This is a genomic window from Pseudomonas pergaminensis (assembly GCF_024112395.2).
GTDB lineage: Bacteria > Pseudomonadota > Gammaproteobacteria > Pseudomonadales > Pseudomonadaceae > Aquipseudomonas > Aquipseudomonas pergaminensis.
The window spans coordinates 3,634,230-3,649,791 of the sequence record NZ_CP078013.2 but is presented as its reverse complement, the minus strand read 5'-3'; the positions used below and the strand labels follow the sequence as shown (position 1 = coordinate 3,649,791).

14 protein-coding genes are annotated in these 15,562 nt (G+C 61.0%); 4 read left to right on the top strand and 10 right to left on the bottom strand.

The window, feature by feature from the left end; translation table 11 throughout:
• Positions 1 to 60: 60 nt before the first annotated feature.
• Positions 61 to 1,272, bottom strand: coding sequence for an MFS transporter (locus KUA23_RS16455; protein WP_078048690.1), 1,212 nt, complete (start codon positions 1,270 to 1,272; stop codon positions 61 to 63).
• Positions 1,273 to 1,370: 98 nt separating this feature from the next.
• On the opposite strand from KUA23_RS16455, the gene KUA23_RS16450 reads away from it, so the two are divergent.
• Entirely contained in the window at positions 1,371 to 2,192 is an 822-nt protein-coding gene (locus KUA23_RS16450; RefSeq protein ID WP_252992434.1) for an AraC family transcriptional regulator, read from the top strand.
• Positions 2,193 to 2,209: 17 nt separating this feature from the next.
• Here KUA23_RS16450 and KUA23_RS16445 read toward each other — a convergent pair whose 3' ends face one another.
• Genes KUA23_RS16445 through KUA23_RS16435 form a run of 3 tightly spaced genes read right to left on the bottom strand, consistent with a single transcriptional unit; the run spans position 2,210 to position 7,046 of the window.
• Positions 2,210 to 4,786, bottom strand: a complete 2,577-nt coding sequence (locus KUA23_RS16445; protein WP_252992433.1) for a bifunctional diguanylate cyclase/phosphodiesterase — start codon at positions 4,784 to 4,786, stop codon at positions 2,210 to 2,212.
• A gap of 26 nt (positions 4,787 to 4,812) precedes the next feature.
• On the bottom strand, positions 4,813 to 5,985 hold the full coding sequence (locus tag KUA23_RS16440) for an MFS transporter (protein WP_252994290.1): 1,173 nt from the start codon (positions 5,983 to 5,985) through the stop codon (positions 4,813 to 4,815).
• A 38-nt stretch (positions 5,986 to 6,023) separates the two neighbouring features.
• Positions 6,024 to 7,046 (bottom strand): alpha/beta hydrolase, encoded by a 1,023-nt coding sequence (locus tag KUA23_RS16435; protein WP_252992432.1) that lies wholly within the window; start codon positions 7,044 to 7,046, stop codon positions 6,024 to 6,026.
• 166 nt (positions 7,047 to 7,212) lie between these two features.
• On the opposite strand from KUA23_RS16435, the gene KUA23_RS16430 reads away from it, so the two are divergent.
• On the top strand, positions 7,213 to 8,133 hold the full coding sequence (locus KUA23_RS16430) for an AraC family transcriptional regulator (RefSeq protein ID WP_078048685.1): 921 nt from the start codon (positions 7,213 to 7,215) through the stop codon (positions 8,131 to 8,133).
• Here KUA23_RS16430 and KUA23_RS16425 read toward each other — a convergent pair.
• Together KUA23_RS16425 and proP are read right to left on the bottom strand one after the other, a co-directional pair.
• Positions 8,111 to 8,614, bottom strand: a complete 504-nt coding sequence (locus KUA23_RS16425; RefSeq protein WP_078048684.1) for a GAF domain-containing protein — start codon at positions 8,612 to 8,614, stop codon at positions 8,111 to 8,113. The two genes, KUA23_RS16430 and KUA23_RS16425, sit on opposite strands and share 23 nt — an antisense overlap.
• A gap of 50 nt (positions 8,615 to 8,664) precedes the next feature.
• Positions 8,665 to 10,167: a glycine betaine/L-proline transporter ProP gene (gene proP / locus KUA23_RS16420; RefSeq protein WP_078048683.1), complete on the bottom strand. Its 1,503-nt coding sequence runs from the start codon at positions 10,165 to 10,167 to the stop codon at positions 8,665 to 8,667.
• Positions 10,168 to 10,320: 153 nt separating this feature from the next.
• On the opposite strand from proP, the gene KUA23_RS16415 reads away from it, so the two are divergent.
• Both KUA23_RS16415 and KUA23_RS16410 read left to right on the top strand, forming a co-directional pair.
• Positions 10,321 to 10,851 (top strand): GNAT family N-acetyltransferase, encoded by a 531-nt coding sequence (locus KUA23_RS16415; RefSeq protein WP_252992431.1) that lies wholly within the window; start codon positions 10,321 to 10,323, stop codon positions 10,849 to 10,851.
• 143 nt (positions 10,852 to 10,994) lie between these two features.
• Positions 10,995 to 12,398, top strand: a complete 1,404-nt coding sequence (locus tag KUA23_RS16410; protein WP_078048680.1) for an MFS transporter — start codon at positions 10,995 to 10,997, stop codon at positions 12,396 to 12,398.
• Positions 12,399 to 12,435: 37 nt separating this feature from the next.
• Here KUA23_RS16410 and KUA23_RS16405 read toward each other — a convergent pair whose 3' ends face one another.
• The 4 genes from KUA23_RS16405 to KUA23_RS16390 form a co-directional block, all read right to left on the bottom strand.
• Positions 12,436 to 13,356 carry a bifunctional helix-turn-helix transcriptional regulator/GNAT family N-acetyltransferase gene (locus KUA23_RS16405; protein WP_252992430.1) on the bottom strand — a complete coding sequence of 307 codons (921 nt, stop codon included), beginning with the start codon at positions 13,354 to 13,356 and terminating at the stop codon, positions 12,436 to 12,438.
• Positions 13,357 to 13,426: 70 nt separating this feature from the next.
• Positions 13,427 to 14,719 carry a PQQ-dependent sugar dehydrogenase gene (locus KUA23_RS16400; protein ID WP_099492240.1) on the bottom strand — a complete coding sequence of 431 codons (1,293 nt, stop codon included), beginning with the start codon at positions 14,717 to 14,719 and terminating at the stop codon, positions 13,427 to 13,429.
• A complete protein-coding gene (locus tag KUA23_RS16395) occupies positions 14,716 to 15,141 on the bottom strand; it encodes a DUF2231 domain-containing protein (RefSeq protein WP_099492239.1) in 426 nt (141 codons plus the stop codon). Before KUA23_RS16395 ends, KUA23_RS16400 begins: the two co-directional genes overlap by 4 nt.
• An 87-nt stretch (positions 15,142 to 15,228) precedes the next feature.
• Positions 15,229 to 15,552: a hypothetical protein gene (locus KUA23_RS16390; protein WP_252992429.1), complete on the bottom strand. Its 324-nt coding sequence runs from the start codon at positions 15,550 to 15,552 to the stop codon at positions 15,229 to 15,231.
• Positions 15,553 to 15,562 lie beyond the last annotated feature (10 nt).

Genomic DNA, 15,562 nt, shown 5'->3' with positions numbered 1-15,562 from the left:
ACACGCAGGTTTTTCAGAGCTTTCATCGTGATGGCACACGGCCAGGCGATGATCGGCAGGTCAGGCGCCCTTGGTCGTGGGCAGCAAGACCGTGAGGATGCCCACCAGCGGCAGGAACGAACACAGCTTGTAGACGTACTCGATACCGTGGGTATCAGCGAGCAAACCGAGCAACGCCGCACCAATCCCGCTGAACCCGAACATCAGGCCGAAGAAGATCCCGGCGATCATGCCCACGTTACCCGGCACCAGTTCCTGGGCATACACCACGATGGCCGAGAAGGCCGACGCGATGATAAAGCCGATCACCACGCTCAACACCGCCGTCCAGAACAGGTCGACGTAGGGCAGGGCCAGGGTGAACGGCGCGGCACCGAGGATTGAGAACCAGATGACTTTCTTACGGCCGATCTTGTCGCCGATCGGGCCGCCGGCGAAGGTGCCGACGGCCACGGCGCCGAGGAACAGGAACAGGTACATCTGGGAGCTTGCGACCGACAGCTGGAATTTCTCGATCAGGTAGAACGTGAAGTAGCTGGTCAGGCTGGTCATGTACCAGTATTTGGAGAACACCAGCACGGCCAGCACCACCAGGGCGAAGGTCACGCGGCCCTTGGACAAGCCGTGGGTGGCTTTGCCGCCTTGCTTGAGCTTGAACAGGTTGAGGTGGTTGCGGTACCAGCGGCTCAAACCGTAAAGCACCAAGATGGCGAACACTGCAAACAACCCGAACCAGGCGATATTGCCCTGGCCGTAAGGAATGATGATCGCGGCCGCCAGCAACGGGCCGAAAGCACTGCCGGTGTTGCCGCCGACCTGGAAGGTGGATTGCGCCAGGCCGTAGCGACCGCCGGACGCCAGGCGCGCAACGCGGGAGGTTTCCGGGTGGAAGGTCGACGAGCCGACGCCCACCAGGCCTGCTGCGAGCAGAATCGCTGGGAACGTGCCGACAAACGCCAGCATCAGAATGCCGATCAAGGTGCAGACCATGCCCGCCGGCAGCAGCCAGGGTTTCGGGTGGCGATCGGTGTGGTAGCCGATCCACGGCTGCAGCAGGGATGCGGTCAGCTGGAACGTCAGGGTGATCAGGCCTACCTGGGTAAACGACAGGCCGTAGTTGGCCTTGAGCATTGGGTAGATCGACGGCAGCACAGCCTGGATCAGGTCATTGATCAAATGCGCCAGGGCGCAGGCGCCGAGAACACGCATGACCAAAGGGCTGGCTTGGGGTGTGGTGGTTGCAGCGGCGGGTGACGCGGTGAGGGTCGACATGCAGGCATTCCATACAAGGCAGCTAATCAGAGGCGGCAACTTCTTAAGGTCGCCATCCATTACAAAATGATTCGGCGTTCATGCTAGATTCGTCAGGAATGCCTGTCTCGCGTAATTCGGGCGACAACCATCGCAAAAAGGGCGAAATGATTAAACCACTCAATGAATTCTTGCAGGAAATCAACGAAGGCGCTTGGGCGGTCATCAGTTCTGCCACCGACTACCCGGAAAACTGGGTGATCCCCGAACACAGCCACGAGAAACACCAACTGCTCTACGCCATCGAAGGCGTGATGGTGGTGTACTCGGCGCTTAACCAACGGACGGTGCCGCCCAATCGCGGAATCTGGATGCCCGCCGGCCAAGTGCATTCCCTGCGCTGTGTGGGCACGCTGAAAATGCGCAGCGTATTCGTGCGCCCGGATCGCTTCCCGAACATGCCCGGCGAGCCGAAGACGGTCAGCATCTCACCTTTGTTGAGCGAGCTGATCAAGGCGTCGGTCAGCCTCAAGCCACCGTATGCCGAGGACTCGCGGGATGCGCGGATCATGCACCTGATCCTCGACGAACTCGCCATCCTGCCGGCCTTGCCACTGTCCTTGCCCCAGCCCGCCGACCCGCGCCTGCAGCGCATTTGCCTCGCGTTGCAGGAAGAGCCCGGCGACGCCTCCACTGTCGCCCACTGGAGTGAGCGCCTGAACCTGGATCAGAAAACCATCCAGCGCCTGTTCCGCAAGGAAACCGGCATGACCTTCGGCCAGTGGCGCCAGCAGGCGCGGCTGCTGCTGGCATTGGAGAGGATTGCGGTGGGCGAGAAGGTGATCGATATCGCCCTGGAACTGGGCTATGAAAGCCCCAGTGCGTTTACCAGCATGTTCAAGAAACAGTTCGGCAAGACGCCGAGTCATTTCTTCAGGTAGAGCCGGTCAGCCGCGCGTTATGAGTGCACCAGGCCGGCGTGCACGTCCAACAGGCTGTTGAACGCCTCGAGGTCCAGCGGGTGGCTGAGAAAGTAGCCCTGGCCTTCCTCACAGTCCACCGCCTTGAGCATTGCCAGGTGTTCAGCCGTCTCAATGCCCTCGGCCGTGACGGTCAACGACAACGCGCGCCCCAGGCCGACGATGGCCTGGATGATGGCCTTGTCGTCTTCACTTTGCTCAAGCCGGCTCAGGAACGTGCGATCAATCTTGAGGCCGTCGAACGGGAATTCGCGCAGATAGCTCAGGGAGGAATAGCCGGTGCCGAAGTCATCCATGGCGATGCGAATGCCCAGGTGCTTCAGGGTGTGCATGATTGCCAGTGCGCCGACGGCATCTTCGAGCATCACGCTTTCGGTGATTTCCAGTTCCACCCGCGTGGGGTGGATGCCGGCGCTGTCCAGGGCTCGCCGTATACGCTCCACCAGGTCGCCGCGCTTGAATTCCGTGGGTGAGAGGTTTACCGACACAAACAAGTGATCCGGCCAGGCGGCGGCACAGGCACAGGCGGTTTTCAGTACCCAGTCGCTCAGCGAGAGTATCAACCCCGACTCCTCGGCAATCGCGATGAAGGTGTCCGGTGCAATCAGGCCACGGTCCGGATGCTGCCAGCGAACCAGTGCTTCGGCACCCACCATCTGCCCATCGGCGATGCGGTAGCGCGGTTGGAAGTGCAGGCGCAGTTCCCCGTGCTTGATCGCATAGCGCAGGTCACTTTCCAGACGGCGACGCTCAATGATGCGGGCATTCATTTCCCCTGAATAAAAACGCCAGGTATTGCGACCGGCAGATTTGGCCTCGTACAGCGCAATATCGGCATAACGCAGCAACTCGGTGACCTCGCTGGCGTCGTTGGGCGCGAGGGCAATGCCGATGCTGGCGCTGATGAACACTTCCTGTTCGTCGATGCGGATGGCCTGTTCGATCGAATCGATCAACCGCCTGCACAGCGCCTCGACTTCCCCCTGGGTGCCTGCCTCGGTGAGAATCAACACAAACTCGTCACCGCCCACTCGAGCGACCAGATCCCCATGGCGCACACAGGCCGCCAGGCGGCCTGAGACGGCGTTGAGCACGCGGTCGCCAGCGGCGTGCCCGAGGAGGTCATTGACCGGCTTGAAGCGGTCCAGGTCCAGGCTGAGCATGACTAACGGTCGCCCCGACGTGGCCAGCGCCTTCAACTTGCCGCCGAGGAACGCTTGCAGGCGCGTGCGATTGGGCAACCCGGTGAGAGCGTCGTGTTGGGACAGGAACTCGATGCGCCGCCGGGCTTCGACCTCTTCGGTCACGTCGGTTGCCGTGCCTCGAAACCCGCCGCAGGGCATCTGCCGCGCAGACAGGCGCGTGGTGCGTTCCTGTCTGTCGGCATCGCGATAGCGGCATTGCACGCTGATATCGGGACGTCGGCCTGGCATGCTCAGCCATTGAGACAGCAGGCCGCCGTCGGTCTCCAGCAGGTCGTTCATCGTGGCGCCGATCCAGGTTTGCCGGGCCAGTCCGGTGACGTTTTCGAAGCGCTCCGACAGGTAAGTAAAACGCCAACCGGCATCGATTTCCCACACCCAGTCGGAGCTGGCCTCCACCACATCGCGAAAGCGTGCTTCGCTGGTGGCCAGGGCATTCTGGCTGTTTTGCAGCGACGAGTGGCTGGCATCAAGGGCCAGCGCGGCGGCGGTGGTGCGCCGCGAAATGACCCAGCTCATCACGCACACCAGCAGCGCAGCCAGGCCCAGCAGCGGCAGGCCTACGCCCATCAGGCGCAAGCCTGGACGAGCCGGCTCCCAGTGGAGGCTGCCGGCCGAGCCGTTGTCGCCGAGGGGGAAGAGCAAGGTCTTGCCGATTTCATCGGCGGTGGCGACGTGCAGTTTGTCCACGCCGAATTCATCGCCGATCACCGCCAGTTTGGCGCTGTCGAGAATGTCGATAAAGATCAGCACCGACGCTGTCCGGCCGTCGGGCAACACCGTGGGGTCGGTACCGGGGGTGATGGCGGCGGCAGCTACCAGTGCAGGGCTGCCGTGCACGTTGATAAAGGCCGTGGCGGGTGTCTCATTGTCTGCGCCCGCGCGAGCCTGCTCAAGAATCTCGGTGATGGGGCCACCGAGCCACTGGTTGAGTTCGACGGTCTGTAACTGGCCGTCAACGACGGCATACACCGTGCGGTCGGCGTCGTCGACCACGAACAGGCCTTGAAAGCCGAAATCATCGAACAGCGTGGCGCCGATGTTGCCACGGACAAAGGCCCAATCAGCGTCTACCGTCATATGCAAATGCTTGTAGGCGTCACTCCAGAAGGCGTAGTCCTTGACCGTCACCCGCAGGGACTTTTCCAGCGACTGCACGGCTTTGCGGGTATAGAACGCGCTTTCAACCTGCTCGGAGCGGTCCAGTTCATGGGCCAGATAGACCAACGAGTAGGCCGCGGCGGCAAACACCACAGCCAGCAAGGCCATGAACCTGAAGAGTGAGGTGCGCGCCAGCGACAGACTGGTGCGATCGGAAAGCGAGCGGACGATAGGGGCGAGAGCGTTCGGCATAGTTTCCCGCAGGGAGTCGCTGCTGGTCAGGGGTGTCCCTTGTTATCGGCAGCTCTGGCAAAACAATTAGACCGCCGGGGAGGGGGGCTGCTGGCGCGCGTTGCCAACCACGTCAATAGGGCCGCGACGCTCAGCACCGCAGCACTCAACTCGAATGTCGCCTGATACCCGCTCAGGTCGAACATCAGGCCGCCCACGATAGCGCCGGAAGCGATCGCCAGTTGGATGATCGCCACCATCAAGCCACCCCCTGTCTCGGCGTCGTCGGGCAGGGTTTTTGACAGCCAGGTCCACCAACCCACGGGGGCGGCGGTGGCGACCAGGCCCCAGAGCCCCAGTAATAGCGTGGTTATCACTGTGGAACTGCCAAACACGACCAGCGCCAGCGCAATCCCGGCCATCACCAGCGGAATAATGCCCAGCGTCAGAAACAGGCTTTTTTTCAGGAAGCGCTCAATCACCAACGTCCCCGCAAAACCAGCCAATCCCAGCACCAGCAAGATCAACGGCAGTCCGGACGCACTTACCTGGGTGACGGCCTCCAGAAACGGCCGCAGGTAGGTGAACAACATAAACTGGCCCATGAAAAACACACTCACCGCCAGCATGCCCAAGGCCACCGGCGTGCGTTTCATCAAGTGCAGCAGGCTGGTGTTTTTGGCGACGCCTTGAGCCTTGATTGAAGGCAGGCTGATCATCAACCAGGCCGCTGCCAACGTCGCGACGGGGACGACGCAAAAGAACGCCCCGCGCCAGCCGATCAAGCCGCCGACAAAACTGCCCAATGGCGCGGCGATCACCGTCGCCAAAGCGTTGCCACCATTGACGATCGCCAGCGCACGCGGCACCTGGGGCTCAGGCACCAGGCGCATGGCCGTGGCGGCCGACAATGACCAAAAGCCGCCGATGGCCACGCCGATTAACGCACGGCCAAGCATGAACACCGGGTAATTCGGTGCCAGCGCCACCACAGTGCCAGAAACGATCATCAGCACGGTCAAGGCCAGCAAGAGGCGCTTGCGCTCGACCCGCGCCGCTACGCCTGCGATCAGCAGGCTGGTAAGCAACGCAAACAGACCAGACACCGAAATGCCCTGGCCGGCTTGCCCCTCGGTAATCTGCAAGTCGGCCGCCAGGGGCGTGAGCAGGCTTACGGGCATGAACTCGGACGCCACCAGGGCAAAGGCGGCCAGGGACATCGCGAGCACAGCGCCCCAGTTTTTCGGGGTGTCGGAGATCACTTCAAGTTGCTCCTGAAAAAGCTGGTCAGCTTGTCGAACGGGATCAGGCTGACTCGGTCGTACAGGTCCACATGGCCGGCATCCGGGATGATCACCAGTTCCTTGGGCTCGGCAGCACGCTGGTAGGCGTCCTCGCTGAACTCAAGTGAATGGGCATTGGCACCGGCAATCAACAGCAGTGGTCGTGGGGAAAGCGTCTCGATGTCGTTGAACGGGTAGAAATTTATGAACTTAACGTTGCTGGTCATCGTCGGCCGTGTGGTGTTTTGCGGCGAGGCACCCGCCGGGGTGAACGCACCACGCGGCGTGCGATAGAAGTCGTAGAACTCATCGCCCACTGCATCGCCGGTCAGGGCCTGAGGCGTGCCGCCGGTGTAGACGGTGTTGCCACCCTGGAACTCCACATAACGCTGGTTGGCGGCTTGCAGCATTACTTGCTGGCGCTGCGCCAAGGTCACGCCGCGTTTAAGGCCGTTACGGTTGGCTGCGCCCATGTCGTACATACTCACCGTAGCGATGGCTTTGAGGCGCGGGTCGATCTTTGCCGCTGCGATGGCAAAGCTGCCGCTGCCGCAGATGCCAATCACGCCGATGCGCTCGCGGTCGACCATCGGGCGGGTGCCGAGGTAATCCACGGCGGCGCTGAACGCTTCACTGTAAAGATCGGGCAACACGGCATTGCGCGGCTCGCCAGCGCTTGCGCCCCAGAACGACAAGTCCAAGGAAAGGGTGACAAAGCCCTGCTCGGCCATTTTGGTGGCATACAGATTCGCGCTCTGTTCTTTGACGGCGCCCATCGGGTGGCCCACGATGATTGCCGCATTTTTTGAAGAGGGGGCAAGGTGCTTGGGCACAAACAAGTTGCCTGCAACCGTCATGCCATATTGATTGTTGAAGGTGACTTTTTCGACGGTCACCCGCTCGCTTTGGTAGAAGTTGTTAGCACCATTGGACATATCGGCTCCCAGTGTCGACATTGAGGTCACCAGCAAACTCAGGGTGAGCAAGAGGCTTTTCATCGGGGGTTCCTCGAGAAGGTTGGTCCGCGCATTTTCCCGAGTGAGAGCAGGGTTCTGTAGTGCGTTTGACTGGAATACTTGCCTGATCCTCTGAGTCTTGTAGTTTGCCGGGGACGGCCATGGGCGCGACGGGGTAAAGTCCGAAGAAGAGAGGAAAGAGCCTGTAATGACCACTCATCAAACATCCTTGAATGCGCTGATCCAGGCCATCGGCTCGCGCGTGCACGCGCCCGGTGACTACCCCATGCCGATTCCGGGCCTGGGTTTTTATCATCGTGATCAGCCTGCAACTCCCGTCGTGTGCATGGTGGAACCGTGCATCGTGCTGGTTGCCCAGGGTGAAAAGCAGTTGTGGGTCGGTGGCGAGGGCTACCCGTATGACACGTCACGCTTCCTGGTGACCTCCCTGGACATTCCCGCCAACTCCGAAGTGCTGGCGGCCAGCCCAGAGCAACCGTGCCTGGGGCTCACTTTCAAGCTGGACTTGCGCATATTGGCCGAGCTGATCGCCCAGAGTGAGCTACCGCCAACGCGGGAGCGGGCAGTGTTGAAGGGCGTGGGTATTGGCACGGTGACCGAGGGCATGCTGGCATCGTTTGCGCGCCTGGTGGCGCTGCTCGACGAGCCTGAAGCCATCCCGGTGCTAGCGCCTTTGATTCAGCGCGAAATCCATTACCGGCTACTGAAAAGCGACCAGGCGAACCGATTGCGCCAGATCTGCTCCGTCGACGGCCAGGGGTATCGGATTGCCAAGGCCATCGATTGGCTGAAGCTCAACTACACCACGGCATTGCGCGTGGAGGAGTTGGCCGCGCGCGTGCAAATGAGCGCAGCGACGTTTCACCACCACTTTCGCCAACTGACGGCGATGAGCCCGTTGCAGTATCAGAAGTGGCTGCGCCTTAACGAGGCGCGGCGCTTGATGTTGAACGAGCATCAGGACGTGTCCAGCGCGGCTTTCAAGGTGGGCTATGAAAGCCCCTCTCAGTTCAGTCGCGAATACGGCCGGTTGTTTGGGGTGCCACCCAAACGTGATATCACGGCGCTGCGTGGCAGGACCGAGGTCAATGATCGGACGTCAAATTAGCAAAGAATATGCACCCAATCAGCCGCGCAAACAGGCTCAGGGTTTCCGGCAGGTTGGGGTCCTCGAATAGCATCGCCCGAGAGTCCAGCGCACACAGAGCGCCAAACAGCCGACCGTCGGGCAAGAAGATCGGCGCGCCGGCATAGCTCTCAATGGCGAATTGCTTGACCACCGGGCGGGCGGCGAAGCGGCCGTTCTGGCTGATCTGCGGGATGAACAGGGTTTGCGGGTTGATGCAGAATTCGCTGCACAAGGTGGTTTCCAGATCGAGCACATCGTCGACATGGAGGCCCATGTCCACGGTGTCGTGCACCGAGCAGACTACCCATTCCAGGTCGGTGAATTTGGCGATGCCGGCAAAGCGCATCCCCGTCAGGCGGGTGACCAGTTGCAGGATGCTGGTGGTAGCTTCTATTTCGGCGATGGCAGCGCGTTCATCGGCGCTGAGCAAGGACTGTGAGGCGGTGACGCTTGGAACCATGAGGACACTCCAGTAGCGGGGTGGCCTGGGCCACCCCGCGCTTTCAGGCGTTAGTTGATGCGCGGATGCTGCTCGACGAGATTCTTACGCTTGGCTTCCAATTCGGCAATCTCGGCATCGATGTCTTCGATCTTCTGCTCGATATTGTCGTGATGCTCCTGCAGCAGTTCCTTGGCTTCTTCCATGTCCGAAGCGGCCGGCGCTGCGCCACGCAGTGGCTTGTTGGCAGTTTCCTTCATGGTCAGGCCGGTGACCAGGCCGACCACGGCAAACACCATCAGGTAGTAGGCGGGCATGTACAGATCATTGGTGCTTTCCACCAACCAGGCTACGGCGGTCGGGGTCACGCCAGCAATCAGCACCGACACGTTGAACGCACTGGCCAACGCGCTGTAGCGCAGGTGAGTCGGGAACATTGCGGGCAGCGTCGAAGCCATCACGCCGATGAAGAAGTTGAGGATCACGGCGAGGATCAGCAAGCCCGCGAAGATCAGGCCGATCTTGCCGCTGGTGATCAACATGAACGCCGGGATGGACAGGAACAACAGGCCGATACTGCCGGCGATGATGAAGGGCTTGCGGCCGATCTTGTCACTGATGAAACCAATGAACGGCTGCACGAACAGCATGCCGACCATGATCGCGATGATGATCAGCACGCCGCTGTTTTCTTTGTAGTGCAGGTTGTGCGACAGGTAGCTCGGCATGTAGGTGAGCAACATGTAGTACGTCACGTTGGTCGCCGCCACGATGCCGATGCAGGTCAGCAGGCTGCGCCAGTGCTTGGTCGCCACTTCCTTGAACGAGACTTTGGGGCCGTGGGTCAGGCCTTCGCGGTCGCCTTGCTCCATTTTGTCCATGTGCTGCTGGAAGGCTGGGGTCTCTTCCAGCGCATGACGCAGGTACAGGCCGATAATGCCCAGGGGCAGGGCAAGGAAGAACGGCAGGCGCCAGCCCCATGACTCAAAGTCAGCTTCGCCCAATATGCTTGAGATCAGCACGACAACGCCGGCGCCCAGCACGAAACCGGCGATCGATCCGAAGTCCAGCCAACTGCCGAGGAAGCCACGCTTGCGGTCCGGGGCATACTCGGCGACGAAGATCGAGGCGCCGGTGTATTCACCACCCACCGAGAAACCCTGGGCCATTTTGCACAGCAACAGCAAAATCGGCGCCCAGATACCGATGGAGGCGTAGGAGGGGATCAGGCCGATGGCAAAGGTGCTCAGGGACATGATCACGATGGTCGCGGCGAGGACCTTTTGCCGTCCGTATTTATCGCCCAGGGCGCCGAAGAACAGGCCACCCAGGGGACGGATCAGGAACGGCACCGAGAACGTGCCGAGTGCAGCGATCATTTGTACGCTGGGCGAGGCGTCGGGGAAGAACACCTTGCCGAGCACATAGGCGACGAAACCGTAGACGCCAAAGTCGAACCATTCCATGGCATTACCCAGTGCGGCGGCGGTGATCGCCTTGCGCACTTTGGTGTCGTCGACGATGGTGATGTCTTTCAATCCGATGGGCTTGACGCTTTTCTTACGTAATTTCATGCGGGACACTCTAAAGCAGAACAGGGGAGGTGCCATCGTTGCGATGGCACCGCTCTGTCAGTTCAGATACAAGCGGACATGAAATAATTCACCACTTTTTGCGTTTTTTTGCACATGCATTGAACTTCACAGGTTTACCCAGGAGAAAACCGAATGCCCGCTGCTGCCTCGCGACTGACCTACCGTCGCCCACAACCCGGTGACGTGCAGCGATTGTTCGCGATCTACGGCGATCCGCAGACCAACCTGTTCAACCCCGCCGGCCCCATGGCCAGCCTGGAGGGTGCACAACGCCTGCTCGATCACTGGCTCAAACAGTGGGCTACCCAAGGCTACGGCTGGTGGGCGATTGCACGCGTCGAAGCGCCGGATCACATCATCGGCTTTGGTGGAATCGCGCCGATGGACTACCTGACCGAAAGACGCATCAACCTGGGTTATCGGTTTGCGGTGCAAGCCTGGGGGCAGGGCTACGCCACCGAGTTGGGCCGTGATGCATTGAAGCTGGCCTTCGAAACACTTGGCTTGCCCGAAGTGTTCGGGTTGGTACGGCCGGATCACGCGGCATCCATCCGCGTGCTGGAAAAGATCGGCATGCAGCCTTTCGGTACCCTCGATGATGTGCCGGGCCAGGCACCCAGCCTGGTACTACGCGTTCGTCATCCTACAACTGCTTTTGCCTGACATTTCACATACCCGAGCAATACCTCGATAAACGGCAATCTTTCAGATTGACAGCGTTCAGGCGTCCCGATATAAAAGTCGCAGTTGTACGACGACATATGACGTTACATGTGTCCTACCTAACAAAAATAAAAAGTGATGCCATGAACTTGAACGAGCCCATCAACGCTCACCGCGTTGGCCAAGCTGTAGGCAACTATCGCTGGACCATCTGCGCGATGCTGTTCTTCGCGACTACCGTCAACTATCTCGACCGCCAGGTGCTCAGTCTCTTGGCCCCTCAGTTGTCCACGCAATTTGGCTGGAGTAACACCGATTACGCCAATATCGCGGCGGTGTTCCAGTTTGTCTACGCGATCTCCATGCTGTTCGCCGGGCGCTTTGTCGACAAGATCGGCACCAAGGCGGCTTATGTGGTGGCGATTGGTATCTGGTCCACGGGCGCCGTCATGCATGCGTTCTCGGTGCCGATGGGCGAGGGCATCGCCGCCATCAGCGGGGCGATAGGCCTGGCGGTGATCCCGGTGTCGATTGCCGGCTTCATGCTATCCCGCGCGGTATTGGCGATTGGCGAGGCGGGTAACTTCCCGATTGCGATCAAGGCCACCGCCGAGTACTTCCCCAAGAAAGAACGCTCCTTGGCCACGGGTATCTTCAACTCCGGCGCCAACGTGGGCGCGATCCTGGCACCGATCTGCGTGCCGTTGATCGCGGGGCTCTGGGGCTGGGAAGCGGCGTTTATCGTGATTGGTGCGTTGGGTTTTGTGTGGGTCGCGGTGTGGATTGCACTCTACAAGAAGCCCGATGAGCAAAAACGCCTGTCGCCCGCCGAACTGGCGTACATCCGCAGCGACCAGACCGTGGAGCCCTTCACCCCGGCAGCGGCGGGCGCGGTGCAGAAGAAAGTCTCGTGGTTCAAGTTGCTCACCTATCGCCAGACCTGGGCCTTTGCCTTCGGTAAGTTCATGACCGACGGTGTGTGGTGGTTCTTCCTGTTCTGGCTGCCCACCTATCTGTCGGCGCAATACGGCATGAAAGGCGCCGATATCGTGATGCCGCTGGCGGTGCTGTACAGCATGACCATGGTCGGCAGTATCGGCGGCGGCTGGTTCCCGAGCTACTTCATGGCACGCGGTGATGCGCCCTACGATGGCCGTATGAAAGCCATGTTGGTGATCGCGCTGTTCCCGCTGGTGGTGTTGCTGGCGCAGCCATTGGGCTATATCAGCTTCTGGGTGCCGGTATTGCTGATTGGCGTGGGCGCCTCGGCGCACCAGGCGTGGTCATGCAACATCTTCACCACGGTGTCGGACATGTTCCCGCAGAAAACCGTGGCCTCGGTGGTCGGTATCGGCGGCATGGCCGGCGGCCTGGGTGGCGTGGTCATGACCAAGATCGGCGGTTGGGTGTTCGACTACTACAAGTCCGTCGGCGACATTCACACCGGCTACATGATCATGTTCGCCATCTGCGCACTGGCCTACCTGGTGGCCTGGAGCGTGATGAAGACGCTGGTGCCGCGTCACAAGGAAATCACTGACCTGTAAGGTCTTATGTCCCGCGCCGCAACGGCGCGGGAACACTTTAAAGCGTGAGCGCCCAGGTCTGGCTGACCAGGGATTTGCCGAAGCTGTCTATCGTTTCTTCCTCGACCAACGCGAACCCGGCCTTCTGATACAGCTTGCGCGCATCGCCGAGGATGTCCACCGTCCACAGTTGCATGCGTTGGTAGCCGACCTGCCGGGCAAAGCGCACACACTCATCCACCAGCCGTTGGCCGATGCCCATGCCGCGCGCACTGGCGTCCACGTAGAGCATGCGCAGTTGGGCTGTGGTTTCGCCGTGGCGGATAACGAACACCGAACCCACCACTTCGCCGTCCTTTTCCGCGATCCAGCAACGCTCGCAGGTTGGATCAAACGCCCTCAGGTACTTGGCAACCGTCTCCGCTACCAATGCTTCGAACTCCCAGTTCCAACCATATTCACGGGCATACAACGCGGTCTGTTGTTGCACCACCACGCCCATGTCGCCGGGTTGGGGATCGCGTAGCAGATAGCTGGGCGCCGTGCCTTGCAGCAGGGCCTGGATGCGCTTCATGGCTTCGGTGAGCTGGCGTTGCTGGGGTTCGGGCAGGCTGTTGAGCAGGGTGATGACTTCGTTCTGGGTTTGCTGCTCCAGAGGTGCCAGCACGTCGCGGCCGTGGTCGGTGAGGTGCAGTTGCACCGCGCGGGCGTCGGTGGCGGAGCGGACTTTCTGGATCAGGCCCTTCTTTTCGAAACCACTGGTCAATCGGCTCAGGTAACCCGCGTCGAGGCTGAGCATTTGGCACAGGTCGGCGCTGGTGAGATCACCACGAGTAGACAATTCGTACATCACGCGGATTTCGGTGAGCGAATAGTCGCTCTGCAGCAGGTGTTCCTGCAGCACGCCGATCTGGTGGGTGTAGAAGCGATTGAAGCCGCGCACGATGCCGGCGCGTTCGACAAGCAGGGGAGTGGACATGCTGAAATGCTCGAATGGTTGCCTGAAGCAATTATATTGTTGCTTCAGGCAACCATGTCAAACAGTTTGCTTAGCGGTTGCGCGTCACCCGCCAGACGGTATTGGCCAGGTCATCAGCAATGATCAGTGCGCCTTTGGGGTCCACCGTCACCCCCACGGGGCGCCCACGGGTCTTGCCATCGTCACCGCGAAAGCCGGTGGCGAAGTCGATAGGCTCACCGGACGGCTTGCCATTGCTGAAGGGCACGAAGATCACCTTGTAGCCCACCGGGTTGTCACGGTTCCAACTGCCGTGCTCGCCGACAAACACACCATCGGCAAACTTCTCGCCCATTTGCGGGATGGAAAAGTCCACGCCGAGTGCCGCCACGTGGGAACCCAGGCTGTAATCCGGCTTGATCGCGGCGGCGACCTTGGCCGGGTTCTGCGGCTGTGCACGCGGGTCGACGTTCTGGCCCCAATAGCTGTAGGGCCAGCCATAGAAGGCACCTTCACGCACCGAGGTGAGGTAGTCCGGTACCAGGTCCGGGCCCAGTTCGTCGCGTTCGTTGACCACCGTCCACAGTTGTCCGGTGTCCGGCTGGATGGTCAGTGCCGTCGGGTTGCGCAGGCCGGTGGCGTAAGGCTTGTGCGCGCCGGTGGTGGCGTCGATCTGCCAGACCATCGCGCGGTCGATCTCCACTTCCATGCCGCGTTCAGTGACGTTGCTGTTGGAGCCGATGCCCACGTAGAGCTGGCTGCCGTCAGCGCTTACGGCCAGGGATTTGGTCCAGTGATGGTTGATTTGCGCCGGCAGGTCGGTGACTTTGCTCGGCGGGCCGCTGGCCTTGGTCTGGCCGTCGGCGTAGTCGAAGCTCACCAGCGCATCCTGATTGGCCACGTAGAGCTTGCCGTTGGCAAACGCCAGGCCGTACGGCGCGTTGAGGTTGTCGGCAAACACCGTCTTGAGTTCGTAGGTGCCGTCGCCATCGGCGTCACGCAGCAAGGTCAGGCGGTTGCCACCCTTGACCTTGGTGTTGCCTTCGGCCTTGATCAGGCTGGCGATCACGTCCTTGGGCTTGAGCTTGGCCGCACTGCCGCCACGGCCTTCAGCGACGAGGATGTCGCCGTTGGGCAGCACCAGGGTCTGGCGCGGTATGGCCAGGTCGGTGGCGATAGCGGTCACGCTGTAGCCTTCCGGGACCTTGGGTTTTTGCTCGCCCCACGGCACTGGTTCGGCAATCTTCATGCTCGGCAGCAGGCTGCTTTGCTGCTCCGGCAGTTTGGGGTCAGGGCCGCGGGCCTGGGTCTTGTCGCCTTCGCCACCGCAGGCGGTCAGCAACAGGGCGGCGCTCAACAGGGTCAGGGTGCTGGACGTTTTCATTTGGCATCTCCCGAACGCAGGTCAGACAGGCCGATCCACGCAGCCACCAGTGCCAGCAGCGTAACGATCACCGACAGCACCAGGCCGGCGGGCATCATGGCGTATGCATCCTTGGCATGCTGGAAAGCATTGACCAAACCCAGTACCCAGGCCGCCAGCAGCAACAGGAAGTAAGCGGCCGGTCGCCCGGATTTGCGCCGCGCACGAAGCAGGTTGACCAGCGCGAACAACAGCGCGAACCCACTGAACACCAAGGCGCCGGCAATCAACCAGGAAGCGAAATTGGCCCATTGAATCTGGTAGGTCTGGCCGTAGGCAACGTCGCTGAGCAGGGCACCCAGAAACAACGGTACGCTGCCAGCCAGCAAGAGTGCATGCAGCGGGCCTGGCCGTGTTGCGTAGTAGGCGGGGAGGGTAGTCATGGGGGGCGGCTCCTTATCGTTCAGCGCTCCTGGATTCAGGGCGCAATGACTTCGCATAGGAAAGGAGCGTGGCGTTCGCGGGAAAGTTCACTGGGGTTTCATGTCCAGATGTTTTTCAAACCATTCGGCATAAGGCGTATTGGCAACCTGACAGCGATTGAAGTCCGGGCTGCCATCGCTCCACCAGACGGGGCCGCTTTCGCCAAGGTCGACCTTGGCACCGTGCACCTGGTGTCGCGCCACCCTCAGTTGTTGCGGGTCACCCGAGGCCTTGGCCGCCTTGACGGCACGGCGCGCGTCCATCAATGCATTGACCAGGCGCTGGCGGGTGTCTTCGTCCAGCGCCGGGTTGGTGCAGCGCCAGAGTTGGCCCTTGACCACAAAGTAGCGCCCATCCGGCGTGCTAATCATGGTGCCAGCG